Origin of the sequence: Streptomyces sp. TSRI0281 (assembly GCF_001905125.1) — a bacterium.
GTDB lineage: Bacteria > Actinomycetota > Actinomycetes > Streptomycetales > Streptomycetaceae > Streptomyces.
In genome coordinates this window covers 1,102,752-1,125,888 of record NZ_LWLE01000001.1, presented here as the reverse complement: position 1 = coordinate 1,125,888, position 23,137 = coordinate 1,102,752, and the positions used below count along the sequence as shown (strand labels likewise).

The following is a 23,137-nucleotide window of genomic DNA, read 5'->3' as shown; positions in this document are numbered from 1 at the left end:
GCGGCGTCGTCCGGGCCCGCGGCTCAGGCCGCGGGCGCGAGGCGTTCGACGCCGACGCGCGGCAACAGCCCGGCGTAGGCCGGGCCGTCGAACTCCCCGGCCGCCGGGGCCAGCACGGTCGCCGTCGACAGTGCCACCGCCCTGGTCAGCCGGTCCGGCCAGCTCAGGCCCTCGGCGAGGCCGGACAGCAGTCCGGCCACCGCCGAATCGCCCGCGCCGGTCGGGTTGCCCTGTACGGCGGCCGGCGGGGAGGCCCGCCAGACGCCGTCCGGGGTGACGGCGAGCATGCCGTCCGCCCCGAGTGAGGCGATCACGCTGTGGGCGCCGCGGCGACGGGCGTCCCGGGCGGCGCGCAGCGGTTCGCGGGCGCCGGTGAGCTGGGCCAGCTCGTCGGCGTTCGGTTTGACGAGGTCGGGGCGGGCCGCGATGCCGCGGCGCAGCGGTTCGCCGCTGGTGTCCAGCAGCACGGGGACCTCGGCGGTGCGGGCGAGGCGGATCAGTTCCGCGTACGCGCCGACATGGACACCGGGTGGCAGGCTGCCGCAGAGGGCGACCGCGTCGGCTCCGGTGAGCAGGTCCTCGTACGTCCGGAGGAAGGCGGCCCACTCACCGGCGCTCACCTGCGGTCCCGGCTCGTTGAACTGGGTGGTGTCGCCGGTCGAGCGGTCGACGACGGCGAGTGTGCGACGGGTGTTCCCGGCGACGGTGACCAGGGCGTCGCGCGGGGGCGGGGCCATGGCTGCGGTTCCGGCCTCGGTTGCGGCTCCGGCTTCGGCGTAAGGCCCGGCTCCGATGGAAGGACCGGTTGCGGTTACGGCGGAAGGCCCGGCTCCGGCTTCGGCGGAAGGCCCGGCCAGGAGCTCGCGCAGCACGGCCCCGGTGGGGCCGCCCACGAACCCGGTGACCACCGTCTCGTGGCCGAGCGCGGAGAGCACCCGGGCCACGTTCAGCCCCTTGCCGCCGGGGCGTTCGGATATCTCGCCCACCCGGTGGCTGCTGTGCGGGACGAGTGCCGGAACGGCGTACGTCACATCGAGTGCGGTGTTCAGTGTGACGGTCAGGATCATCTGCGCCGACCCCCCATCCTTTGGTGCCTCGGCCCTTTGCTGCCTTGATAGAACGCGCTTACCCGCGATGCGGCGGAAGCCCTGACGATCATGCCAAAGAGACGGCGGTCGGCCCAGTCCCCGGGGCCAACCGCCGTCTCTTCGTTACGTGCTCGGCCCGCCGTCGGCGGCGGGCGACAGGTGCCGTTCTACGGCTCGATGATCCATTCGCCCTTGCGCATGACGCCCTTCAGCGCGAAGTCCGCGTCCAGGACCACCAGGTCCGCGTCCTTGCCCGGGTCCAGCGAGCCGACCCTGTCGTCCACGCCGAGCAGCCGCGCCGGGTTGGCGGAGATGGACCGTACGACGTCGTCCACCGGAATCCGGTCGACGGTCACGGCCCGCCGGAACGCGGTGTCCAGGGTGAGGGTGGAGCCCGCGATCGAGTTGCCCTCCACCAGCCGGGCGACGCCGTCCTTGACCTCGACCGCGAGCGGGCCCAGTTGGTACTGGCCGTCGCCGAAGCCGGCCGCGTCCATCGCGTCGGTGATCAGCGCGACGCGGTCGGCGCCCGCGTGGTGGTAGGCCAGCTGCAGGGCGGCCGGGTGCAGATGCGTACCGTCGTTGATCAGCTCGACGGTGATCCGCTCGTCCTCCAGGAGGGCGGCGATCGGACCGGGGGTGCGGTGACCGAGGGGCGGCATCGCGTTGTAGAGGTGTGTGGCGACGGTGGCGCCCGCGTCGATGGCCTCGACGGTCTGCTCGTACGTCGCGTCGGTGTGACCGATCGCGGCGATGACCCCGTGCTCGGCGAGCAGGCGCACCGAGTCGATGCCGCCGGGCAGCTCGGTGGCGAGGGTGAACATCTTCGCCGTGCCGCGCGCCGCGTCCATCAGCTTGCGGACCTCGGCCGGGTCCGGCTCGCGCAGCAGCTTCTCGCTGTGCGCGCCCTTGCGGCACGGGGAGATGAACGGGCCCTCGAAGTGGATCCCGGCCAGGTCGCCCTGCTCGACCAGTTCGGAGAGGATTCCGGCCCGTTGGGCGAGGAAGTCCATCTCGCCGGTGACGGTGGAGGCGACCAGGGTGGTGGTGCCGTGCTCGCGGTGCGTGCGGATGCCCGTGAGGACCTCGTCCACGGTGCCGGAGGTGAACGAGGCACCGCCGCCGCCGTGGTTGTGCATGTCGACGAAGCCCGGGACCACCCAGTGGTCCGTGAGGTCGACGGTCCGGGCGCCCTCCGGCGAGCTGCCGGAGATCCGGGTGCCTTCGACGATCACCCGGCCGTTCTCGACGGTCCCGGTGGGAAGTACCACCCGGGCCCCTGCGAGAACGGTGCTGTCTGCGCGTCCGGCCATCAGGCGGATACCTCCGTGGAGAGTAGATCCCAGGCGAGCAGCCCTGCGCCCAGGCATCCGGCGGTGTCCCCGAGGGCCGCCGGGACGATGCGGGGCAGTTTCTGGAACGTGACGCGTTCCTCGACGGCCGCACGCAGTGGTGTGAACAAGGTTTCCCCGGCCTCGGCCAGACCGCCACCGATGATGAGCATGCGGGGGTCCAGCAGGGTCAGCGCGGTGACCAGTCCGGCGGCGAGCGCGTCGACCGCGTCCGTCCAGACCCGGATCGCCGCGGGGTCGCCCGCCTCGACGGCCTTCGCGCAGTCCGCCGCGTCCGCCTCGGGGTTCGATGAGGCGGCGGCCCAGGCCCGGGTCACCGCGGACGCGGACGCCAGGGTCTCCATGCAGCCGCGCTGGCCGCAGCCGCACTCCGGGCCGTCCGGCCGGACCACGAGGTGGCCGATCTCGCCCGCGTAACCGTGGGCGCCCGCCTCGATGGAGCCCTCGATCCCGATGGCCCCGGCTATCCCGGTGCCCAGCGGTACGAACAGGAAGCGGTCCGCGCCCTGCCCGGCCCCGATCCGCCCCTCGGCGAGACCGCCGGTCCTGACGTCGTGGCCGAGCGCGACGGGTACACCGCCGAGCCGCTTGCCGAGCAGGTCGCGCAGCGGTACGTCGCTCCAGCCCAGGTTCGAGGCGTAGACCAGGATCCCGTTCTCGACGTCGATGATGCCGGGCACGGCGACCCCGGCGGCGACGGCGCTCTCGCCGAAGTGCTCCTCGCCGTACGCGCGCAGATCCGCGGCGAACGTGAGGATGGTTTCGACGACGGCCTCGGGACCGCGCTCGCGCCCGGTGGCCCGTCGCGCCTTGTGGAGGAGCGTGCCGTCGGTCCCGACCAGCGCGGCCTTCATTCCTGTGCCGCCCACATCGAGGGCGATGACATGTCTCACGGGAGACAGTTTCGCCCGCCGACCCCTAAAAGGTCTAGTCCACTAGGGCTGTTTGTTGCGCATCCATACAAAATGATCGGACCCGGCGGCCCGGGTTGCCCCTTTGCGTACGTTGCCGAAGTGATACGCCGGTGGTGTAGACCTCTGGGACGCGGATGGGGGAAAATCGCAGTTCTTCCGGACGACGTCCGCGCGAGTGCCGGAGCGCGGCCACCGCGGGGCGCGAAGGCGGCGGAACTCCGTCGGTCCGTGAGCGATGCGTGCAAGAGCGATGCGACCGACGAGGATGGGCGGGGCTGTGCAGCGGCGCTTTATGGGTTGGACCGCGGTAGTGGCCGCACTCGGTATGACAGCGGCGTTGTCGGCCTGCGGTGGTGACAGCGGCTCACAGGATGTCACCCTCAAGCTGGTCGCCGCCGACTACGGCACCAGTGCGGCCAACAACTCCGAGAAGTACTGGAACCGTGTCGCCGAGGGCTTCGAGAAGGCCCACCCCGGCATCGAGGTCGATGTCCGCGTCTACCCGTGGACGGACGTCGACCGCGAGGTCGCCGAGATGGTGAAGGCCGGGAAGGCCCCTGACATCGCCCAGATCGGGGCGTACGCCGACTACGCCAAGGCCGGCAAGATCTACACCGCCGACCAGATGCTCGCCATCCGCACCCAGGCCAACTTCCTCCCGGTGCTGAGCGACGCGGGCAAGATCCAGGGCCGGCAGTACGGGCTGCCGTTCGTCGCGAGCACCCGGCTGCTCTTCTACAACAAGAAGCTCTTCCGGCAGGCCGGTCTCGACGCCCCGCAGACCTGGGCCGACATCCAGCACCACGCCTCCGCGCTCAAGCAGCGTGGTGTCGGCTACCCGTTCGCGCTGCCGCTCGGCCAGGAGGAATCCCAGGCCGAGACCATGATGTGGCTGCTCAGCGGAGGTGGCGGCTACACGGACGACGTCGGCTCGTACGACATCGACTCCGACAAGAACGTCGCCACGCTCCAGTGGCTGAAGGACAACCTGGTCGGCAAGGGGCTCACCGGCCCCGTCGAGCCCGGCAAGCTCGACCGGGCGAAGGCGTTCGCCGCGTTCACCAAGGGCGAGGTCGGCATGCTCAACGGGCACCCCACGCTGATGCGGAAGGCCGAGGCGAAGGGCATCGACGTCGGCATGGTGCCACTGCCCGGCATCGACGGTCCGACGCAGGGCACGATGGGCGTCGCCGACTGGATGATGGGCTTCAAGCAGAACGATCACCGCAGGGAGATCGGTACGTTCTTCGACTACGCGTACGCGGACGCGAACGTGCTGGCCTTCGCCGACGAGTACGACATGCTGCCGGTGACCGGCAGCGCGTCCGCCGTGATGGAGGGCGACGCCGAGCACAAGCCGCTGCGGGGCTTCCTGGCGGCGCTGCCGAACTCGCAGTTCTACCCGTACGCCAAGACGTCCTGGGCCGGTGTCAGCGAGGGCCTCAAGAAGAACATCGGCGACGCGGTCGCTCCGGACGGCAACCCCCGGAGCGTCCTCTCCGCGATCGCCGGCGCGGCGGGCCGGGCGGAGAGCGCCGAGTAGCGGCCCGGTGGCGGTGTCCGGGGCGGGAGCTAGGTTGGTCGATATGACCGCCCCCGAGAACGGACCCGACAACGCGCTGTCCGACCGGGACCGCGCGCTGCTGGCCCTGGAGCGGCGCTCCTGGGCGGGCCCCGGGGCGAAGGAGCGGGCGATCCGCGAGGAGCTGGGGATCTCGCCGGTGCGCTACTACCAGCTGCTGAACGCGCTGATCGAGGACCGTCGGGCGCTGGCGGAGGACCCCATCACGGTGAATCGGCTGCGCCGGATACGGGACGCGAGGCGGGACCGCCGCTGAGACCCGGCCCGCACCGCCGGACGGGCACGTCCCCGCACCCGGCCCCCGCACCCCGGCCCCTGCTCCCCGGCCTCTTGCTCCCCGTACCCGGCACCCCGCACCTTGCCCCTTCCCCGTGCCGCCGGACGCGGGCGGGGGGCCGACGCGGGGCCGGCGCTGGGTCGGCGTACAGGCCGGGCATACAGGCCGGGCGTACACGGCGGAGGGGCTTTTCCCGCCCCCGGGGGCTTCGGGCGCTATAGGGTCGAAGCATGGGCAGACACCCCGAACTCCTGCCGACCCCGAGCACCCCCGCCGGTCGTGAGGGCCTTGCCGCACTCCTCGCCCGGCCCGACCGCGCGGTCGTCGCTCTCGACTTCGACGGCACGCTCGCCGACATCGTCCCGGACCCCGAGCAGGCCCGCGCCCACCCCGACGCCGTTCCCGCGCTCGCCGCACTCGCTCCGAAGGTCGCCTCGGTCGCCGTGATCACCGGGCGCCCGGCCGGTGTCGCGGTCCGCCACGGCGGCTTCGCCGGAGTGCCGGGCCTCGATCATCTCGTCGTCCTCGGCCACTACGGCGCCGAGCGCTGGGACGCCGTCACCGGCACCGTCCACGCCCCCGCCCCGCACCCCGGCGTCGCCGCGGTCCGGGCCGAACTACCCGGCGTACTCCACGAGTTCGGTGCCTGGCACGGAACCTGGGTGGAGGAGAAGGGGCAGGCCCTCGCCGTCCACACCCGCCGTGCCGAGGACCCGCAGGCCGCCTTCGAGTCGCTGCGCGGGCCCCTCGGAGAGCTCGCGGCCCGGCACGGCCTGATCGTGGAACCGGGGCGTCTGGTACTGGAGTTGCGCCCGCCCGGCATGGACAAGGGCGTCGCGCTGGCGGAGTACGTACGGGAAATGGACGCCGAGTCCGTCCTGTACGCGGGTGACGACCTCGGCGACCTCGCGGCGTTCGCCACCGTGGAGCAGCTGCGCACCGAGGGGCCGGACGGCATCCCCGGTCTGCTGGTGTGCAGCGGCAGTGCCGAGGTTCCCGAACTGGCCGAGCGGGCCGACCTGTCGGTGCCGGGCCCGGCCGCCGTGGTCGCGTTCCTGGCGGCGTTGGCCGAACGGCTGTAGGCGGCGGGGCGCCGGCCGGGCGTCCCCGGCCGGCGTCAGGCTTTCGCGGTCACGAGCAGCGTGCCGAGAGCAGCCCGGTCCGGGTTCGGCAGCACCTCCGTGTGGACGGTCGTGAAGCCATGCTGTTTGAGGATGTCCGCCCACTGCTCGGGATCGTACTGCCAGCGCAGAACTGTCAGGTCGGTCTCGCGGCCCTCCAGCCACTTGCCGCCCATCTGCTGGGCCCCGTACTGCCCGGTGATCGGCTCGCGGTGCGAGAAGCCGAAGACGCCGCCCGCCGCGAGACGCGCGGCGACGCGCGGGAACAGTTCCTCGGGGTCGGTGAACCAGACCGCGCCCCACGTCGAGTAGATGGCCTCGTACTCCCGCGGATCGTCGTCCAGGAAGGCGCACGCGTCGGCGTGGACGAATGTCAGGATCGCTTCGTCGGCCCAGAAGGCGCGGGGCCCGGTCGACCTGTACGGCCGAGAAGTCGACAGCTGTCACCTCGACCCCGGCGCGGGCGAGGAAGGCGGCGTTCTCGCCTTCCGCCGGCCCCAGGTCCAGGGCGCTCTTCGGGCTGCCCAGGAGTTCGGCACCCGGCCCGTCGTGGTCGAGGCCGGTCCAGTTGAACCGATCGGCCGCAGGGCGGGGCTGGGGGCCCTCGCCTCGGTGTGGCTTGTACGTGTCCCAGTATTCGGCGGGGGTGTTGGGGGCGGCGCTGAGCATTATTTCTTCGGAGTGACGCGATGACGGTTCCTGGCGAAGGCCGCCAAGCTACTCGCGTCGTTCCTGTGTCGTGAGCGAATGACCTGACTTGCGCGGCGACCTCCGGACTCGACCCGGCCGCCGTGTTGATGACGTCCGGCCAGCCGGACGCGGTAAGGGACTGCGGGGCCTCGGCCTCGGCGGGGGCCGGAACGTCGGGGACCGGCCGGATGCGTGCGGGTTCACTCATACGCTTGTGGTGGCGCGGCCGGTGCCGGTCTGTTCGTTCCGGTGTCCGTGTCGCGGATCAACCAGCTGTGGATGCGCTCGGTCGGTATGACGGAACCTTCACAGAAAGACGGGTGGCCCCGCACAGCACGACGGAGCCGGCCCCGGAGAACGGGACGAGGTGCCGTGGTGCGGGCGGTCAGGTCTGCTCGCCGTCCGTCCCATACGTGCGATACACGGGATTCGGTTCGACTGCTCCGCGAATGAGACCTTCCAGCTCCGCATCGATCCATGGCCTGTCACGGTCGAGGTTCCGACACCGACCGGCCGCGATGTCCTCGTACAGCTCCGCGTGTGCGCCGGCGGGGTCTCCTCGGTAGTCGGTGATCCGGGTTCCGGTCCATGCCCAGTAGAGGGAGGCGCCGAGTGCGTACAGCTCCGCTTGGGGAGTGAGGGCGACGTGCTCGCTCTCGTTGGTGGCGAGAAGCCGGGCGGCGATTTCGGGTGCGATGACGTGAACGAGGCCGCCCCGGTATGGCTGCATGGTGCGGGGAAGGTCGGGGTGGTGGGCGCGGTCGTAGTCGATGAAGCTGACGCCGCGCCGAACGGTGATGATCACGTTCTCGCTTTGCATGTCGCCGTGAATCCATCCGGTGGCGTGGAATTCCCGGAGGGCTGAGAGTGCGGCCCGGGAAGCCTCCCGCATCTGGGTGCGCTGCGGTTCGGTGGCGCTCCCCTCGCGGGCCGGGGCGAAGAGGTCCCACAGCGGTGCGCCTTCGACCCAGGGGAGCGCGAGCCAGCGGCCCAGCTCACTGTGTCCGTGGCGGACGCCGGGATGGCGCCCTTGGCGGCGGAGGAGATCGTAGGCGGCGGCTTCGTGCGCGAGGTCGCCGCGGGCTCCGGGGAGCGCCGTCTTGATGGCCCAGTCGCCATACCGCCAGGCGTCGGCTCCCTTGCGGCCGGTCAGATGTTTGGGCGGACCGTCGAGTTCGAGCGTGTCAAGGACGGTGCGGACGAGGGCGAGGGCGGGGGCGGTGGGTTCCATGGCGAGAGCCTTCGGGGAGTGGCGTGGGGTGTGGGGCATGTCGGTGAGGCCGTCGAGCGTATCGAGTCCGGTAGCCCTCTGGTACGCCGTCAGAGCTGCCCGCAGGGCGCCCGTGGTCCAGGTGATGCCGTGCTGGTCGGCAGCGTCCCGGTAGAGGGCCAGGACGTCCGCGCCGGGCAGCGGTCGACCTGCCTGCCGCAGGAAGGCGCCCAGCGTGACGAGGTCGATCAAAGGGGTGATGTCCGGGCGCAGGGTCTCAAGATCGACGAGCACCAGGGCGCCACCCTCGCGGCGCCGGGCGTGCTCGGACTTGAGGTCGAGGTGCCCGACCGGGATGGCGTCGCCGCCGTGCGCGTCGCGGACGTATCCAATAACGTCCGCCCGAGGCGCCGGTTCCGGAAGCCACACGGGCGCCGACGAGGCGGCGAGACGGTCAAGGCGGAAAGCGTCGAAGGCGCCCTTGAGTTCGGGAGCGAGCGAGGTGGGTGCTGCGTGGACGGCCGCGACTGCACCGACCAGTTCGGCGACTGCGGCCGGGGCGGTGAAGTCGACCGGGTGAGGAATGTAGTCGATGAGCAGGGAGCGGGAAGCGTCCGCCGAGCCCAGCAGCCCCGGAAGTGCCGGGCAGTGGCCGACCAGCGCATACGCGACGAGTTCGCCGTTGTAAGACGCTTCGTGAGCGTGAACCTTGAGGACCCGCAACGGGGCGCCCGACGCTTGGCGGAAGCCGTGGTGGGCCAGGGCCGTATGCAGACGGTCTGCGGCGGCGGCCGAACTGGTCGGAAGCGGGTCGGTGAGCCATCCGTGCGGGCGTACGCGAATCAGTCCACGCAGTGCCTCGGCCGCCGTCGCAGGCCGCATCAGACGATCCGCTGCGCGGTCAGGCGCTCCAGCGCGTAAGCGTAGGACCGGGCGGCGAGTTCAGGCCGCTGGTGTTCTCCGTAGATGGCGAACAGGGCGTACACGATGCTGTCGAGGGGGCGCCCGATGTTCCTATTAAGACGGAGCGACCCCGGCGCGTCCCTGACCTGCACGAATGGCCACCGTTTGTTGCAGTCATGTGAACTAGCTATACGAAAATGAATGGAGAAACCATGATTACTTGATGCGCGATGCGAAAATGCATAAAATGATGCGAATCCTGTGACGGCTATGCGGTGCTGGGTGGGTCTACCCAGCCCTGGAGGTAATCTGTGCGTGCGGCCCGACGAGTGACGAAGATCGAGACGATCAACCGCACGACGGGAGAGGTGCAGGACCTCACCGTCCACTCGTCGGTCGGTGCCGCGTCCGGACTCTGGTTCAGAGGAGGTGGCTACACCACGATGGGATACGAGGCACACGACGCCCTTGCGGAGGCGGACCTCAGCGGGGCGTCCTACAAGCTGTTCCACAAGATGTGCGCCCTCCAGAACCGCAAGGACCACGGCCTCGTCCGCGTAGAGACTCAGGCGAAGTTCGCCGAGCAGGTCGGGATGAAGCAGCCGACCGTCTCACGTGCTCTGAAGCAGCTTGCCGAGGCCGGGTTCATCTACCCCGACGGCCGTGACTGGCGTCTGCGTGCCGACTTCGTGTTCAACGGCAACGGGACCGCACAGGGCCAGGCCATCCAGAGCATCCCGGATGGCGCACCCGACCCGTACGCCGGGAAGAAGCAGTCCGCCGACCTCACCGTCCTCCCCGGCGGTGCTCAAGGAAGCGACCCCGACAGCCAGTTGTAACCGCCGAGGTTCCCACCGGCGGGGGCGGCCCCGGCGCGCGCGGCCCCCGCCCCGCCCTGCGAGCCCTCACCCCTGCCTCAGTGCCTCCAACTGGTCCAGGAACCACTGCTGGGGCGGCAGCGCGGTCGCCGCCTCGGCCAGCCGCTTCGTGCGGCCGGACCGCTCGTCCCCGCTCATCGACAGCGCCTCGTGCAGGGCGGCGGCCGTCGCGGTCACGTCGTACGGGTTCACCACGATCGCGTCCTCGCCCAGCTCCTCGTACGCCCCCGCTTCCCGCGACAGCACCAGCGCGCAGCCGTGGTCGGAGACGACCGGGATCTCCTTGGCGACCAGGTTCATCCCGTCGCGGATCGGGTTGATCAGGGCCACGTCCGCCAGCCGGTACGCGGCCAGGGAGCGCGCGAAGTCGTCCTTGACGTGGAGGACGACCGGCGTCCAACTCTCCGTGCCGTACGCCCCGTTGATCTCCGTGGCCAGGGTCTGCACCGCCGCCGTGTAGTCCCGGTAGACGGCGAGGTCCTGCCGGGAGGGGTAGGCGAAGGCGATGTGCACGACGCGCTCGCGCCACTCGGGGTGGGCGTCCAGCAGGGCCCGGTACGCGTGCAGGCCGCGCACGATGTTCTTGGACAGCTCGGTGCGGTCCACCCGGACGATGGTCTTCCGGCCCTCGCCCACCTGCTCGCGCAGGGCCGCCATCCGCTCGTCCACGTCCGCCTCGTGCGAGCGCCGGCGCAGGAAGTCCGCGTCGGCCCCGAGGCCGTGCACCCCGATCCTGGTCCGCCCCGTGCCGCCCAGGATCTCCGTGCAGCAGCCGATGAAGGCGTCCGCCCAGCGCCGGGTCAGGAACGCCGCCCGGTCCGCGCCCAGGATGCCGCGCAGCAGCTGTTCACCGATGTCGTCGGGCAGCAGGCGGAAGTAGTCCACGGGCGCCCACGGGGTGTGCGAGAAGTGGCCGATGCGCAGGTCGGGGCGGAGTTCCCGGAGCAGACCGGGGACCAGCGCGAGGTGGTAGTCCTGCACCAGGACGGCCGCACCCGGCCCCGCCTCCTCGGCGAGCGCCTCGGCGAAGGCCCGGTTGTACGTCTCGTAGGAGGCCCACTGGCGCCGGAACTCCGCGTCGAAGACCGGCTCGACGGGTGTCTGGTAGAGCAGGTGGTGGACGAACCACAGGACGGAGTTCGCGATCCCGTTGTACGCGTCGGCGTGCACGTCGGCGTCGATGTCGAGCATCCGTACGCCCGGCTCACCGACCCCGCGCCGGACCGCCTCGCGGTCGCCGTCGCCCAGGGCCGCGCACACCCACAGCTTGTCGTCGACGGCGCTCAGGCCCGAGACGAGGCCGCCCCCGCCCCGTTTCGACGCGAGCGAGCCGTCCTCGCTCAGCGAGTACGACACCGGGCCGCGGTTGGACGCGACGAGAACCTGGGCAGCGTGCTCGGAGACCATGTAGCGGAACCTAGCCCGTTCGGGAAGCCGTCAAACGCGATTGGTTACGCCACACCGAACACGGCCGGTACCGGACCGTCCCCGCCTCACGCCGCCGGGCCGGTACCGGACCGTCCCCGCCTCACGCCGCCCGGTGCCGCACGCCAGCCGTCTCACGCCCCCCGGTGCCTCATGCCGCCCGGTGCCTCACGCGGCCCGGCGCTCGGTGTACTCCGCGATCTCCCGCATCGGCGGCCGCTCCTCGGTGTCCACCGCATGGGTGCGCGGTACGAAGCCGTTCTCGCCCCGCTCGAACTGGGTGAGCGCGGGCCGCACCAGATGTCCCCGGGAGAGCCGCAGCTGGGCGGTGCGGTAGATCGCCGCCGCCATCCGGCCCAGCGCCTGACCGTCCTGGTGGCGGTGTTTGCGTACGCCGACATCGACCTGCGCCAGCGCGTCCAGGCCCACGGTGTGCAGGGCGTCGACGAGCAGCCCCAGCTCCACTCCGTAGCCGACCGGGAAGGGCAGCCGCTCCAGCAGGGAGCGCCGCACCGCGTATTCGCCGCCCAGCGGCTGGACGAACCCGGCCAGCTGCGGCCAGTGCAGATTGAGCAGGGGGCGCGCCACCAGCTCCGTGACCCGGCCGCCCTGACCTGCGGTTTCGCCCAGGGGGCGGTCGTACATCGCTTTGACGAACTGCACGGACGGGTCGGTGAGCAGCGGTCCGACGATGCCGGAGACGAAGTCGGCGGAGAAGTCCTTGAGGTCGGCGTCGATGAAGCAGACGATCTCACCGCTCGTCACGAGGAGTGACCGCCACAGCACCTCGCCCTTGCCGGGCAGGGCCGGTATCCGCGGGAGTATCGCGTCCCGGTGCACCACCCGGGCGCCCGCGCGGCGGGCGGCCTCGGCGGTGGCGTCGGTGGAGCCGGAGTCGATCACCACCAGCTCATCGACGAGCCGGACCTGCTCCATCAGCTCGCGCCGGATCGTCGACACGATCGCGCCGACCGTCGCCTCCTCGTTCAGCGCGGGCAGGACGACACTCACGCTCGCCCGGCGTGGATCCCTGGCCCGCGCGGCGACGAGCCGGTCCAGCGGGCGGTCGGCGGCTGACCAGGAACGCCTGGTCAGCCAGCGTTCCACCTCTTCCAGCACGGTCGATACTCCCTGTATGTGATCCATCTCGCGGTTCGGACGACTATCTCAACGGTCCGATGCTTCGGTTACAGTCTTGAACAACGCGGATGACCGTCGCATGTCGGGGTCCGTCCGCCAATAAACGCCTGGATCGAAGATCCAGTGCCACAGCGCTCATCCAGAGGGACTGAGGGAACGGCCCGTTGAAGTCCCGGCAACCCTCCCGCCGACCGTTGAGGTCACGGTGGGGAAGGTGCCAATTCCGTCTTGTGGCGAAATGCGTCGCAAGGAAGATGAGGAGAAAGGGACCTCCGCCATCATGGCTGTTCAGACTGTTGCCGCATCCACCGATTCTGCTGATTCCGCTGTTTCCGCTGTGGATCTCGGCCCCGCCGCCGCGCTTTCCTGCCGCGAGTGCGGTGAGCGCTTCGAGCTCGGCCCCCTCTTCGCCTGCGCGTCCTGTTTCGGGCCGCTCGAAGTGGCGTACGACCTGCCGAGCGGCACCCCGGCCGAGCTGAAGAAGCGCATCGAGGCCGGACCGAACAACATCTGGCGCTACGCGCCGCTGCTGCCGGTCCCCGCCGATGTCGCGGACAAGCCCAACATCAACCCCGGCTTCACCAAGCTGGTCAAGGCCGACAACCTCGCCCGTGAACTGGGCGTCACCGGTGGCCTGTACGTCAAGGACGACTCCGGCAACCCGACGCACTCCTTCAAGGACCGCGTCGTGGCCATCGCCGTCGAGGCCGCCCGCGCCTTCGGGTTCACCACCCTGTCCTGCTCCTCCACCGGCAACCTCGCCGGTGCGGTGGGCGCCGCCGCCGCCCGCGCCGGCTTCCGGTCCTGTGTGTTCATCCCGCACGACCTGGAGCAGGGCAAGGTCGTCATGGCCGCGGTGTACGGCGGTGAGCTGGTCGGCATCGAGGGCAACTACGACGACGTCAACCGCTTCTGCTCGGAGCTCATCGGCGACCCGCTCGGCGAGGGCTGGGGCTTCGTCAACGTCAACCTGCGGCCGTACTACGGCGAGGGCTCCAAGACGCTGGCGTACGAGATCTGCGAGCAGCTCGGCTGGCAGCTGCCCGACCAGATCGTCATCCCGATCGCGTCCGGCTCGCAGCTCACGAAGATCGACAAGGGTCTCCAGGAGCTGATCAAGCTCGGTCTGGTCGAGGACAAGCCGTACAAGATCTTCGGTGCCCAGGCCGAGGGCTGCTCCCCGGTCTCCACCGCCTTCAAGGCCGGTCACGACGTCGTGCGGCCCCAGAAGCCGAACACGATCGCCAAGTCCCTGGCGATCGGCAACCCGGCCGACGGCCCGTACGTCCTGGACATCGCCCGCCGCACCGGCGGTGCCGTCGAGGACGTCAACGACGAGCAGGTCGTCGACGCGATCAAGCTGCTGGCCCGTACCGAGGGCATCTTCGCCGAGACGGCGGGCGGGGTGACCGTCGGCGTGACGAAGAAGCTGATCGAGGCCGGTCTGCTCGACCCGTCGCTGACCACCGTCGTCCTGAACACCGGTGACGGCCTCAAGACGCTCGACGCGGTGGCCGCGACCTCGCAGGCGACCGCGACCATCCGGCCGAGCCTGGACGCGTTCCGCGAAGCCGGCCTCGCCGCCCTCTGATCACCCCGAGACCGAAGGAAGGCACCCCACCATGAGCGTCAAGGTCCGCATCCCCACCATCCTCCGCACCTACACGGACGGCCAGGCCGAGGTCGCCGCGGAGGGCACGAACCTCTCCGAGGTCATCGAGTCCCTGGAGAAGAACCACCCGGGCATCGCCGCCCGTGTCCTGGACGACCAGGGCAAGCTGCGCCGCTTCGTCAACGTGTACGTCAACGATGACGACGTGCGCTTCGAGGGCGGCCTGAAGACGGCCACTCCGGACGGCGCGGGCATTTCGATCATTCCGGCTGTGGCCGGAGGCTGCTGACTTCACCGCGTGACCCCGATTGCCCCCTCCGCGAGAGAAGCGGAGGGGGCAATTCTGCATGGTTGAGCGGGGTAGAGTTGGGGAAGCGCCCTCCGCTGCCCGTGCCGCCCGCATATGAGAATGCGCCCGGTCACGATAAGAAGCAGCCAATGTGGTTGAGCACCTTGCGACGTAAGTTCCCTTTGTCGGGCCCGACTTGCCCAGGATCCTCACGTATTCCTCATATTCGGGTGTTCAGCCATGCCCAGATTTCTCGTCCGATTGACCTGTTGCAGAGGGCAGTTGGGCAGATACATTCGGCCGCGGTCGACGCGCTACGGCGCACGCACCCTCTCCTTTCGGAGGGTGAGTTCTGACCCGGGCCCGCGAAGTGCGGTCCTGTGCAAGGGCCAGTTATAGGGGAGTTAGGCATGGCTCAGGGCACCGTCAAGTGGTTCAACGCGGAGAAGGGGTACGGCTTCATCGCGGTCGACGGTGGTGCGGATGTTTTCGTCCACTACAGCGCGATCCAGATGGACGGGTACCGCACCCTCGAAGAGGGTCAGCGAGTTGAATTCGAGATCTCGCAGGGCCAGAAGGGGCCGCAGGCGGACATGGTCAAGCTCGCCGTCGGCTGAGCTCGGCGCGGTCGGCCAACGACACTACTCACGCACGGAGGGCCCGTACCCGATGGGGTACGGGCCCTCCGTGCGTGCCGGGTGGTGTGTGCCGGTGCTGTGCGCCACGGCATCCGCCACCGCATGCGCCACGGCATCCGCCACCGCATGCGCCACGACATCCGCCGTGCCACGACATTCGACGCGGTGTGGTGCCGTGGCGTGGTGCCGCGATGTGCGCCGCCCGCGCGCCGGGTGACTGCTCCGGCCGCCCCCGGTGGGTGGTCCCGCCGCTGGCCCGCCACTGTCCCGCCGCTGTCCCGTGACCGGCGCGTGGCGGTCCCGCGGTGGTCCTGCGACTGTCCACAAACCATGACACCTGCTTGCACTCGCAGGGGTCGAGTGCTAATCATTGGCGTTAGCACTCTCCAGGTGAGAGTGACAGAAACTTGGACCGGGCCGGTGAGGCCCGCAGGCGCGGTGGGGCAAGGAACCACCGGGCACGCAGGCCGTCCGTCGCGGGCGCCACTCGGTCCGGAGAAATCCACCCCTGTCCGGGAGGACCACTTCACATGGCCAAGATCATCGCGTTCGACGAGGAGGCACGGCGCGGTCTCGAGCGCGGGATGAACCAGCTCGCCGACGCCGTCAAGGTCACCCTCGGCCCCAAGGGCCGTAACGTCGTCCTCGAGAAGAAGTGGGGCGCGCCCACGATCACCAACGATGGTGTTTCCATCGCCAAGGAGATCGAGCTCGAGGACCCGTACGAGAAGATCGGTGCGGAGCTGGTCAAGGAGGTCGCCAAGAAGACGGACGACGTCGCCGGCGACGGTACGACCACCGCTACCGTTCTCGCTCAGGCGCTCGTCCGTGAGGGCCTGCGCAACGTTGCCGCCGGTGCCAACCCGATGGCGCTCAAGCGGGGCATCGAGAAGGCCGTCGAGGCCGTCTCCGCCGCTCTGCTGGAGCAGGCCAAGGACGTGGAGACCAAGGAGCAGATCGCTTCGACGGCCTCCATCTCCGCCGCCGACACCGAGATCGGCGCCAAGATCGCCGAGGCGATGGACAAGGTCGGCAAGGAAGGCGTCATCACCGTCGAGGAGTCCCAGACCTTCGGGCTGGAGCTTGAGCTCACCGAGGGTATGCGCTTCGACAAGGGCTACATCTCGGCGTACTTCGCCACCGACATGGAGCGTATGGAGGCGTCGCTCGACGACCCGTACATCCTGATCGTCAACTCGAAGATCGCCAGCGTCAAGGACCTGATCCCGCTGCTGGAGAAGGTCATGCAGTCGGGCAAGCCGCTGCTGATCATCGCTGAGGACGTCGAGGGCGAGGCCCTGTCGACCCTGGTCGTCAACAAGATCAAGGGCACGTTCAAGTCCGTCGCCGTCAAGGCTCCGGGCTTCGGCGACCGCCGCAAGGCCATGCTCGCGGACATCGCCATCCTCACCGGTGGCACCGTGATCTCCGAGGAGGTCGGTCTCAAGCTGGAGAACGCCGGCCTGGACCTGCTCGGCCGTGCCCGCAAGGTCGTCATCACCAAGGACGAGACCACGATCGTCGACGGCGCCGGTGACAGCGACCAGGTTCAGGGTCGCGTCAACCAGATCCGTGTCGAGATCGAGAACTCCGACTCGGACTACGACCGCGAGAAGCTCCAGGAGCGCCTCGCGAAGCTGGCCGGCGGCGTGGCCGTCATCAAGGCCGGTGCCGCGACCGAGGTCGAGCTCAAGGAGCGCAAGCACCGCATCGAGGACGCGGTGCGCAACGCCAAGGCCGCTGTCGAGGAGGGCATCGTCGCCGGTGGTGGCGTGGCTCTGCTCCAGGCCTCGGCCGTCTTCGAGAAGCTCGACCTGACCGGCGACGAGGCCACGGGCGCCAACGCCGTGAAGCTCGCGCTGGAGGCCCCGCTCAAGCAGATCGCCGTCAACGGTGGTCTTGAGGGTGGCGTCGTCGTGGAGAAGGTGCGCAACCTGCCGATCGGTCACGGCCTCAACGCCGCGACCGGCGAGTACGTCGACATGATCGCCGAGGGCATTCTCGACCCGGCGAAGGTCACGCGCTCCGCTCTGCAGAACGCCGCGTCCATCGCCGCGCTCTTCCTCACCACCGAGGCCGTCATCGCCGACAAGCCGGAGAAGGCCTCTGCGGCCGCTCCGGGCGGCATGCCGGGCGGTGACATGGACTTCTGATCCTTCCGGGAGACCGGTGGATCGGAGCTGTCCGACATACCGAGGGCGGCACCCCCTGCAAGGGGGGTGCCGCCCTCGGGCGTTCGCGGCCCGCTTCGGGCCGGGCGCGGTGCTCTCCGGCGCGGTGAGCCTCGACCGGGTGCGGACCGTACCGCTGTTCTCGCCGCATGCTTGGGTACAGGGGGGCGGGTCGGACGGTGGGCGGGCGTGCTGAGACGGCCGGCTTCCGCCCGCTGATGGTGGTTTCGGTGCGCGAGGGGGGATTCGGATGAGTACGACGACAGAGGCGGCGGACGAGCAGACGCCCGAGGCGAAAGGCGGGGCGACTGCCGCGAAAGGCGGGGCGACTGCCGCGAAGGGCGGTGCGGCGGACGGACGAGCGGGCGGTGCGGCGGACGGAAGAGGGAGCGGCACTGCGGACGTCGAAGCGGAAGGCGTGGCGGACGTAGAAGCGGACGGCGCGGTGGACGGCCCCTCCGCACCCAAGGGTGTGGGTGCGGACGGCCCCTCCGCGCCCACCCCCCTGCGCCTCCTCCTGGGACGGGTCCGGCCGCACTGGCGGATGCTCCTGTGGGCCGGTCTGCTGTCGCTCGCCGGTTCCGGGGCGGGGCTCGTCATGCCGCTGATGGCGAAGTACGCCGTCGACGCCTTCGCCGAGGGCGGCTCACCCGCCGCCCCGCTCATCACCCTCACCGCCGTTGTCCTCGCCGGGGCCTGTCTGTCGGCGACCGGCCGCTACCTCATGGCCCGCACCGGCGAGGGCGTCGTCCTGCGGGCCCGTAACCAATTGGTGGGCCGCATACTCCGGTTGAAGGTCCCCGCCGTGGACCGTCTGACCCCCGGCGACCTCCAGTCCCGCGTCACCAGCGACACCACCCTGCTGCGCACCGTGCTGTCCAGCAGCGTGGTCGAGTCGGTCAACAGCGTGCTGATGCTGCTGGGCACCCTCGCGTTCATGGCGTACATGGATGCGGTGCTCCTCGGCGTCACCCTGCTCGTCATCGTCGTCATCGGCGCCATGACCGCGCTCCTGATGCCCCGTATCCAGCGTGCCCAGCTCCGGGCCCAGGAGGCCGTCGGCGCGATGGGCGCCTCGCTCGACCGGGTGCTCCAGGCCTTCCGTACGGTCAAGGCGAGCGGCGCCGAGGAACGCGAGAGCGCCCTCGTCGCCGACGCCGCGCGCCGCGCCCACGACCGGGGTGTGTCGGTGGCCCGTTGGTCCTCGGTCTCCGAGGTCACGATGATGATGGCGATCCAGCTGGCCTTCCTGGCGGTGCTGGGTGTCGGAGGGGCCCGCGTCGCGTCGGGATCGCTGGAGATCTCCTCGCTGATCGCCTTCCTGCTCTACCTCTTCTATCTGATGGGCCCGATCGGCGGCCTCGTGGAGGGCTGGACCGGCCTCCAGAGCGGCCTCGCCGCCGTACGCCGTATCGACGAGATCGAATCCCTGCCCGGCGAACCGGCGCCGTCCGCCACCACGCCGGACATCCTGCCTCCCACCCCCCTCGGCGTCACCTTCCGGGACGTCGTCTTCGGTTACGGCGACGAGCGCGCCCCGGCCCACAACGGCGTCAGCTTCGATGTCCCCACCGGCGGGCTCGTCGCGCTGGTCGGCCCTTCCGGAGCGGGCAAGTCCACCGTGTTCGGCCTGCTGGAACGCTTCTACGACCACGACGAGGGCACGATCACCGTCGGCGGCCGGGACATCCGGGACTGGCCGCTGGCCGAGCTGCGCGCCTCCCTCGCGTACGTGGAACAGGACTCCCCGGTCCTCGCCGGGACCCTCAAGGACAACCTCCTGTTCGCCGCCCCCCGTGCCACGGAGGACGAACTGCGCGCGGCGGTCGAACGCACCCGGCTGGACGACCTCGTCGGCAGGCTGCCGGACGGGCTGGACACGGCGGTCGGCCACCGGGGCGTCACCCTGTCCGGTGGTGAACGCCAGCGGATCGCCATCGCCCGCGCCCTGCTGCGCAAGCCGCGGCTGCTCCTGCTGGACGAGGTGACCTCGCAGCTGGACGCGGTCAACGAGCACCGGTTGCGCGACGTCATCCTCGAACTCGCCCAGCAGACCACGGTCCTCGTCATCGCCCACCGGCTGTCCACCGTGGTGCACGCGGACCGCATCGTGGTCCTTCAGGACGGACGTGTCCGTACGGCGGGGACCCACGAGGAACTGGTGGAATCCGACGACCTGTACCGCGAACTGGCCACGACCCAGCTCACGGCGGACGCACGCTGACGGAGCACGGGCCGGGGGCGGAGCCCGGGCCGGAGGCTGTCACTCGACAACAGCGCGACGGCCCAACGGCCAACAGCTCGACGGCCCAACGTCCCTAAGGCAGTGCCGTGCTGATGGCGTCGACCGCCATCATCCACATCGGCTGGCCGCCCGTGCCGAACGCGGCGGCCAGCGCGTAGCCGATCGCCGCGTCGAGCGGCTCGATCGAGGCCGCCGCGTCCGCCCGCCACTCGGCGACGACCCGCCTGTCGCCGTCCGACGAGAAGTCACCGATGTGCTTCCCGTCGCGGGTCAGCCGACTGCTGGGGATGGAGTCGGGCACCAGCCGGTAGGACGTACCCGCGTACGTGACGTCGACCCGGTAGGAGCGGCGGCTGAGCCTGCCCTTGGCGGGCCTGATCGTCGCGTCGCGGCCGTCCACCGTGAGCGTGAGGTGATCGGGGGTGCGGGTGCCGATGACGATGTGGTCGTCGATCCCGGCTCCGGGTGCGCGGGTGAGGGTGACGCGGGGGATGTTCTCGCCGCTCACGACGAGCACCTCGCCGTGCTCGCCCGTGAGTTCGACGGATATCTCCCCGTAGTGGTCGTCCTCGGTCGCGGCGGGTGCGGGTGCGGGTGCGGGTGCGGGGGCGGGTACGGGGGCGGCGGGTGCGCTGGCGGTGTCGGCGGTGTCGGTCATCGGGTCCTTTGATCCGTCGGCGGTGCGGTGCCGCCCCGGTGGGCGGGTTCAGCGGGCGTAGTCCTTGAGCTCTTCGGTGTCCAGGGTGACATCGACGGGTGCGGGGAGGTTGACGGTGTCGCCGTACCCGTACGTGGTCTGCTGCCGGTAACGGCCCTTCTCCGGCTCGCTGTGGACGACGAGGGTGTCGTTGTCCCGGTCGATGAGGAGATAGACGGGGATGTCGGCTGCCGCGTATCCGTCGCGCTTCTCGGTGCGGTCGCGGCGGTCGGTGTCGTAGTCGTACGAGGTGACCTCGACGGTCATCAGGACACCATCGGAACTTGACCACTCACCGTCGCCCGCGAAGCGCCGGGCACGCGCCAAGGTCCCGTCGGGGCGAGCCCGGCCGTTGCGGTACGCCTCCACCCGGAGTCCACGTTCCCGGTACAGCCGCAGGTCCGGCCGGTGCCGCATGCACTGCACGGCCACCCACATGATGATCTCGTCGTGGTCACCGTCGGGCACGGGCTTGACCTCCAGCCTTCCATTGATGAATTCGAGCGTCACGGTTTCCGGGGCTGTGCGGGCGAGCTGCTCGAACTCCTCGACGGACATCTGGGCGTGATCGGCTGTGCTGGGGGTCATGGCGTCGCCTCCTCCCTGCCATCGTGCCCCGCTTCTGCCGCGGATGAGCTGCACGGTCATCGGTATGTCCTTTCCGATCGGGGGACCACCGCCGCGCGCACCTCGCTCATGCGGTCGCGGACACCTGGTGCCTGTACGGCCCCGGGCGGGCCGAAGTCGTTGTCGGGTGCGGCGCCGCGACAGGGTTTGCAGCGGCCGCCGAGAAGGGTTTCGGGGGTGCCGGGACGGCGGCACTCGCCGCATTCGAGGCTCCGCAGGACCGTGCGGTGGACCGGGGTGATCCGCTCGGGCGGCATCTTGTCGGTGAGGCGGCGGCGGACCAGGGACGCGGCGTGGTGGACGGGGCTGGGGAGGCCGGAGGTGAGGGCGTGCAGCAGTTCCGCCTCGGTGGCGCCCCGCTCGAACCACTCGCTGACCTGCGGTTCCAGGTTCACGCAGTCGGCGGCGGACAGGGACAGCGCGGGTACCGTGCGCCCCAGCGCCGCCAGCAGGATGAACGCCCGTGAGCGGGTGGGCCGTTGCTGCTCCTGCGGTACGTCGCCACGCGTGAACGCCGCCCACCAGACGTCGTCGCGTGCGGTACGGGAGAAGAACGACCGCGTCACCCACAGCAGGACGTCCTCGGTGGCGACGCACTCACTGCCCCGGCGCAGGTGCCCCGCGTCCTGGAGCCGGTTGAGCGAGGTGCGCATGGCGCACTGTCCGTACGGGAGCGTCTTGGCCAGCGTCTTCACGGAGATGTCGGAGCCGTCCGGCAGCCGGTCGATGTAGGCGGCGATGGCGGCGTCACGGGGGAGGAGGTGTGCGAAGTCCCGTTCGGTACGCGGCCGTTGGTACGGAGCCGAGCGCTTGCCATAGCCCGGATTCGCCATCGGGTGGGGCGCGGCGGGCGGTGCGGCGGGCGGCACTACGTGCGGGGAAGCAGGGGCAGCACTAAGCTGTTCAGCAACCATGGATCGACTCTCTTTCGATCTAGTGGGCCAGACCCTCGTTCGGTGTTCGTTGCACCGGCGGGGGTCGTCCATTTTCCGTTGTCTGTGACGCACGCTAGAGCGTGACAACCGTCCGTGGCAAACCGGTCACAAATGGTCAACTTCGCAGGCAGGGTGGGTGGGTGGGACAACTGACCCATCCACCCCATCACTGTGAAGAGCGCTCGGATCTCGCTGCTTGAGCTTCGGGAGGCCGCGTCATGTCAGCGGATCCCCCGGCGAGACGAGTCCTGTCTCGTAGGCGAGGACGACGGCCTGGGCCCGGTCACGCAGGGCGAGTTTGGCGAAGATCCGGGCGACGTGGGTCTTCACCGTCGCCTCACTCAGCGTCAGTTCCCGCGCCAGTTCCGTATGGGAGAGGCCCCGGCCCATGAGCGTCAGTACCTCGCGCTCGCGTGGCGTCAGTGCCGCCAGGTCCCGGTGGACGGCCGGAGCCGCGGGGCCCGGACCGGTTCCGCGGGCGCCGGGGGCGAAGCGCTCCACCAGACGGCGGGTGATCGAGGGCGCGAGCAGGGCGTCACCACCACCGTCGTCACCTTCTCGACGGTGTTCACGGTGCTGCTGACTCTCGTCGCGTCGCTCGGTGTCCTCAACACCGTCCTGCTGAACACCCGCGAGCGGCGCCGGGACCTGGGCATGCTCAAGTCGATCGGGATGACTCCCCGGCAGGTGGTGATGATGACGGTGACCTCGGTCGCCGGGCGCGGCGGGGTCGGCGGGCTGCTCGGCATCCCGCTCGGGATCGTGGCGCACCGCCTGGTCGTGGACCACGTCGGGGTGGTCGGATTCCCCGCGTCCATGAAGGACGTGTGGCACGCGCCGCAGCCGGCCGCGATGCTCCTGGCGGGTGTGGCGATCGCCGTGCTCGGCGCCCTGGTCCCGGCCCGGTCGGCGGCCCGGACGACCGTCGCCTCGGTGCTGCACACCGAGTAGATCACCCGGGGCCGGCCGTCAGGTGTGCTTGAGGCCGCCGAGGAAGGGCTCCCAGGCACCGGCCCGGAACAGGATCGCCGGGCCGTCGGCCCTCTTGGAGTCGCGTACGGGGACGAGGCGGGGGAGGGCGTCTGGGCCGTCGACGTCGCCCGCGTTCTCGCCGTGGCTCGCGTTCTGGCCCTCGCCGGCGTTCTCGCCGTCGCCGCGCGGGGACGGCAGCCAGACGCCGACTTCGAGGCAGTTCCCACCGCTTGCCCCGCAGTACGAGGACTTGTGCCAGGTCGCCGTGGACAGATCGTGGTCGGAGCTGCTGGGTTTCATCGTCGTCATCCTTTGCCGCCGGCGCGATCAGGGCCAGGACGCGGCCGCCGGGATGGTGTCGGCCACCTTTG

At 70.4% G+C, this 23,137-nt stretch carries 22 protein-coding genes, 1 pseudogene and 1 riboswitch; of the genes and pseudogenes, 10 read left to right on the top strand and 13 right to left on the bottom strand.

Annotation, left to right across the window (positions count from 1 at the left end; genetic code table 11):
- Nucleotides 1-23: 23 nt before the first annotated feature.
- The 3 genes from A6A29_RS05275 to A6A29_RS05265 all read right to left on the bottom strand — a co-directional run bounded on the left by A6A29_RS05275 (nucleotide 24) and on the right by A6A29_RS05265 (nucleotide 3,294).
- Nucleotides 24-1,067 (bottom strand): 1-phosphofructokinase family hexose kinase, encoded by a 1,044-nt coding sequence (locus A6A29_RS05275; RefSeq protein ID WP_073718684.1) that lies wholly within the window; start codon nucleotides 1,065-1,067, stop codon nucleotides 24-26.
- Nucleotides 1,068-1,255: 188 nt separating this feature from the next.
- Entirely contained in the window at nucleotides 1,256-2,401 is a 1,146-nt protein-coding gene (gene nagA / locus A6A29_RS05270; RefSeq protein ID WP_073718683.1) for an N-acetylglucosamine-6-phosphate deacetylase, read from the bottom strand.
- A complete protein-coding gene (locus tag A6A29_RS05265) occupies nucleotides 2,401-3,294 on the bottom strand; it encodes an ROK family protein (protein WP_241838353.1) in 894 nt (297 codons plus the stop codon). The genes nagA and A6A29_RS05265 overlap by 1 nt, the downstream gene beginning before the upstream one ends.
- A 325-nt stretch (nucleotides 3,295-3,619) precedes the next feature.
- Here A6A29_RS05265 and A6A29_RS05260 point away from each other — a divergent pair, with 325 nt between their 5' ends.
- The 3 genes from A6A29_RS05260 (at nucleotide 3,620) to otsB (ending at nucleotide 6,295) form a co-directional block, all read left to right on the top strand.
- Complete coding sequence (locus tag A6A29_RS05260; protein ID WP_073718681.1) at nucleotides 3,620-4,897, top strand: ABC transporter substrate-binding protein; 1,278 nt, start codon at nucleotides 3,620-3,622, stop codon at nucleotides 4,895-4,897.
- Nucleotides 4,898-4,940: 43 nt separating this feature from the next.
- On the top strand, nucleotides 4,941-5,192 hold the full coding sequence (locus A6A29_RS05255) for a DUF3263 domain-containing protein (protein WP_073718680.1): 252 nt from the start codon (nucleotides 4,941-4,943) through the stop codon (nucleotides 5,190-5,192).
- A gap of 251 nt (nucleotides 5,193-5,443) precedes the next feature.
- On the top strand, nucleotides 5,444-6,295 hold the full coding sequence (gene otsB, locus A6A29_RS05250; protein WP_073718679.1) for a trehalose-phosphatase: 852 nt from the start codon (nucleotides 5,444-5,446) through the stop codon (nucleotides 6,293-6,295).
- 35 nt (nucleotides 6,296-6,330) lie between these two features.
- Here the strand turns inward: otsB and A6A29_RS47750 are convergent, their stop codons facing one another.
- The 3 genes from A6A29_RS47750 to A6A29_RS45130 form a co-directional block, all read right to left on the bottom strand.
- On the bottom strand, nucleotides 6,331-6,510 hold the full coding sequence (locus A6A29_RS47750) for a hypothetical protein (protein WP_338012851.1): 180 nt from the start codon (nucleotides 6,508-6,510) through the stop codon (nucleotides 6,331-6,333).
- Between the two features lie 899 nt (nucleotides 6,511-7,409).
- Complete coding sequence (locus A6A29_RS05240) at nucleotides 7,410-9,116, bottom strand: hypothetical protein (protein ID WP_073718678.1); 1,707 nt, start codon at nucleotides 9,114-9,116, stop codon at nucleotides 7,410-7,412.
- Complete coding sequence (locus tag A6A29_RS45130; protein ID WP_158074363.1) at nucleotides 9,116-9,289, bottom strand: hypothetical protein; 174 nt, start codon at nucleotides 9,287-9,289, stop codon at nucleotides 9,116-9,118. Before A6A29_RS45130 ends, A6A29_RS05240 begins: the two co-directional genes overlap by 1 nt.
- 177 nt (nucleotides 9,290-9,466) lie before the next feature.
- On the opposite strand from A6A29_RS45130, the gene A6A29_RS05235 reads away from it, so the two are divergent.
- Complete coding sequence (locus A6A29_RS05235) at nucleotides 9,467-9,976, top strand: helix-turn-helix domain-containing protein (RefSeq protein ID WP_073718677.1); 510 nt, start codon at nucleotides 9,467-9,469, stop codon at nucleotides 9,974-9,976.
- Between the two features lie 66 nt (nucleotides 9,977-10,042).
- Here the strand turns inward: A6A29_RS05235 and A6A29_RS05230 are convergent, their stop codons facing one another.
- Both A6A29_RS05230 and A6A29_RS05225 read right to left on the bottom strand, forming a co-directional pair.
- Nucleotides 10,043-11,422, bottom strand: a complete 1,380-nt coding sequence (locus tag A6A29_RS05230; RefSeq protein ID WP_073718676.1) for an alpha,alpha-trehalose-phosphate synthase (UDP-forming) — start codon at nucleotides 11,420-11,422, stop codon at nucleotides 10,043-10,045.
- A 186-nt stretch (nucleotides 11,423-11,608) separates the two neighbouring features.
- Nucleotides 11,609-12,559 (bottom strand): glucosyl-3-phosphoglycerate synthase, encoded by a 951-nt coding sequence (locus A6A29_RS05225; RefSeq protein ID WP_073718675.1) that lies wholly within the window; start codon nucleotides 12,557-12,559, stop codon nucleotides 11,609-11,611.
- 153 nt (nucleotides 12,560-12,712) lie between these two features.
- A riboswitch (SAM riboswitch) is annotated at nucleotides 12,713-12,841 on the top strand.
- Nucleotides 12,842-12,860: 19 nt separating this feature from the next.
- Between A6A29_RS05225 and thrC the strand changes: the two genes are divergently transcribed.
- The 5 genes from thrC (at nucleotide 12,861) to A6A29_RS05200 (ending at nucleotide 19,514) form a co-directional block, all read left to right on the top strand.
- Nucleotides 12,861-14,171, top strand: a complete 1,311-nt coding sequence (thrC, locus tag A6A29_RS05220; protein ID WP_073718674.1) for a threonine synthase — start codon at nucleotides 12,861-12,863, stop codon at nucleotides 14,169-14,171.
- A gap of 31 nt (nucleotides 14,172-14,202) precedes the next feature.
- Nucleotides 14,203-14,481, top strand: coding sequence for a MoaD/ThiS family protein (locus A6A29_RS05215; protein ID WP_073718673.1), 279 nt, complete (start codon nucleotides 14,203-14,205; stop codon nucleotides 14,479-14,481).
- A gap of 410 nt (nucleotides 14,482-14,891) precedes the next feature.
- On the top strand, nucleotides 14,892-15,098 hold the full coding sequence (locus tag A6A29_RS05210; protein WP_003967346.1) for a cold-shock protein: 207 nt from the start codon (nucleotides 14,892-14,894) through the stop codon (nucleotides 15,096-15,098).
- Between the two features lie 551 nt (nucleotides 15,099-15,649).
- Nucleotides 15,650-17,272, top strand: coding sequence for a chaperonin GroEL (gene groL, locus A6A29_RS05205; RefSeq protein ID WP_073718672.1), 1,623 nt, complete (start codon nucleotides 15,650-15,652; stop codon nucleotides 17,270-17,272).
- A gap of 562 nt (nucleotides 17,273-17,834) precedes the next feature.
- Nucleotides 17,835-19,514, top strand: coding sequence for an ABC transporter ATP-binding protein (locus tag A6A29_RS05200; protein WP_241838352.1), 1,680 nt, complete (start codon nucleotides 17,835-17,837; stop codon nucleotides 19,512-19,514).
- Nucleotides 19,515-19,608: 94 nt separating this feature from the next.
- Here the strand turns inward: A6A29_RS05200 and A6A29_RS05195 are convergent, their stop codons facing one another.
- The 4 genes and pseudogenes from A6A29_RS05195 to A6A29_RS05180 form a co-directional block, all read right to left on the bottom strand.
- Nucleotides 19,609-20,193, bottom strand: a complete 585-nt coding sequence (locus A6A29_RS05195) for a hypothetical protein (protein WP_079182572.1) — start codon at nucleotides 20,191-20,193, stop codon at nucleotides 19,609-19,611.
- A 48-nt stretch (nucleotides 20,194-20,241) separates the two neighbouring features.
- Complete coding sequence (locus A6A29_RS05190) at nucleotides 20,242-20,820, bottom strand: Uma2 family endonuclease (RefSeq protein ID WP_073718671.1); 579 nt, start codon at nucleotides 20,818-20,820, stop codon at nucleotides 20,242-20,244.
- A 56-nt stretch (nucleotides 20,821-20,876) separates the two neighbouring features.
- Nucleotides 20,877-21,692 carry a hypothetical protein gene (locus A6A29_RS05185; RefSeq protein ID WP_107468151.1) on the bottom strand — a complete coding sequence of 272 codons (816 nt, stop codon included), beginning with the start codon at nucleotides 21,690-21,692 and terminating at the stop codon, nucleotides 20,877-20,879.
- 318 nt (nucleotides 21,693-22,010) lie between these two features.
- Nucleotides 22,011-22,334: pseudogene (locus tag A6A29_RS05180) on the bottom strand (response regulator transcription factor); the annotation flags it as partial.
- A gap of 33 nt (nucleotides 22,335-22,367) precedes the next feature.
- Between A6A29_RS05180 and A6A29_RS05175 the strand changes: the two are divergent.
- Nucleotides 22,368-22,745: an FtsX-like permease family protein gene (locus A6A29_RS05175; RefSeq protein WP_241838351.1), complete on the top strand. Its 378-nt coding sequence runs from the start codon at nucleotides 22,368-22,370 to the stop codon at nucleotides 22,743-22,745.
- Between the two features lie 18 nt (nucleotides 22,746-22,763).
- Here the strand turns inward: A6A29_RS05175 and A6A29_RS05170 are convergent, their stop codons facing one another.
- Nucleotides 22,764-23,066, bottom strand: coding sequence for a DUF397 domain-containing protein (locus A6A29_RS05170; RefSeq protein WP_073718669.1), 303 nt, complete (start codon nucleotides 23,064-23,066; stop codon nucleotides 22,764-22,766).
- Nucleotides 23,067-23,137 lie beyond the last annotated feature (71 nt).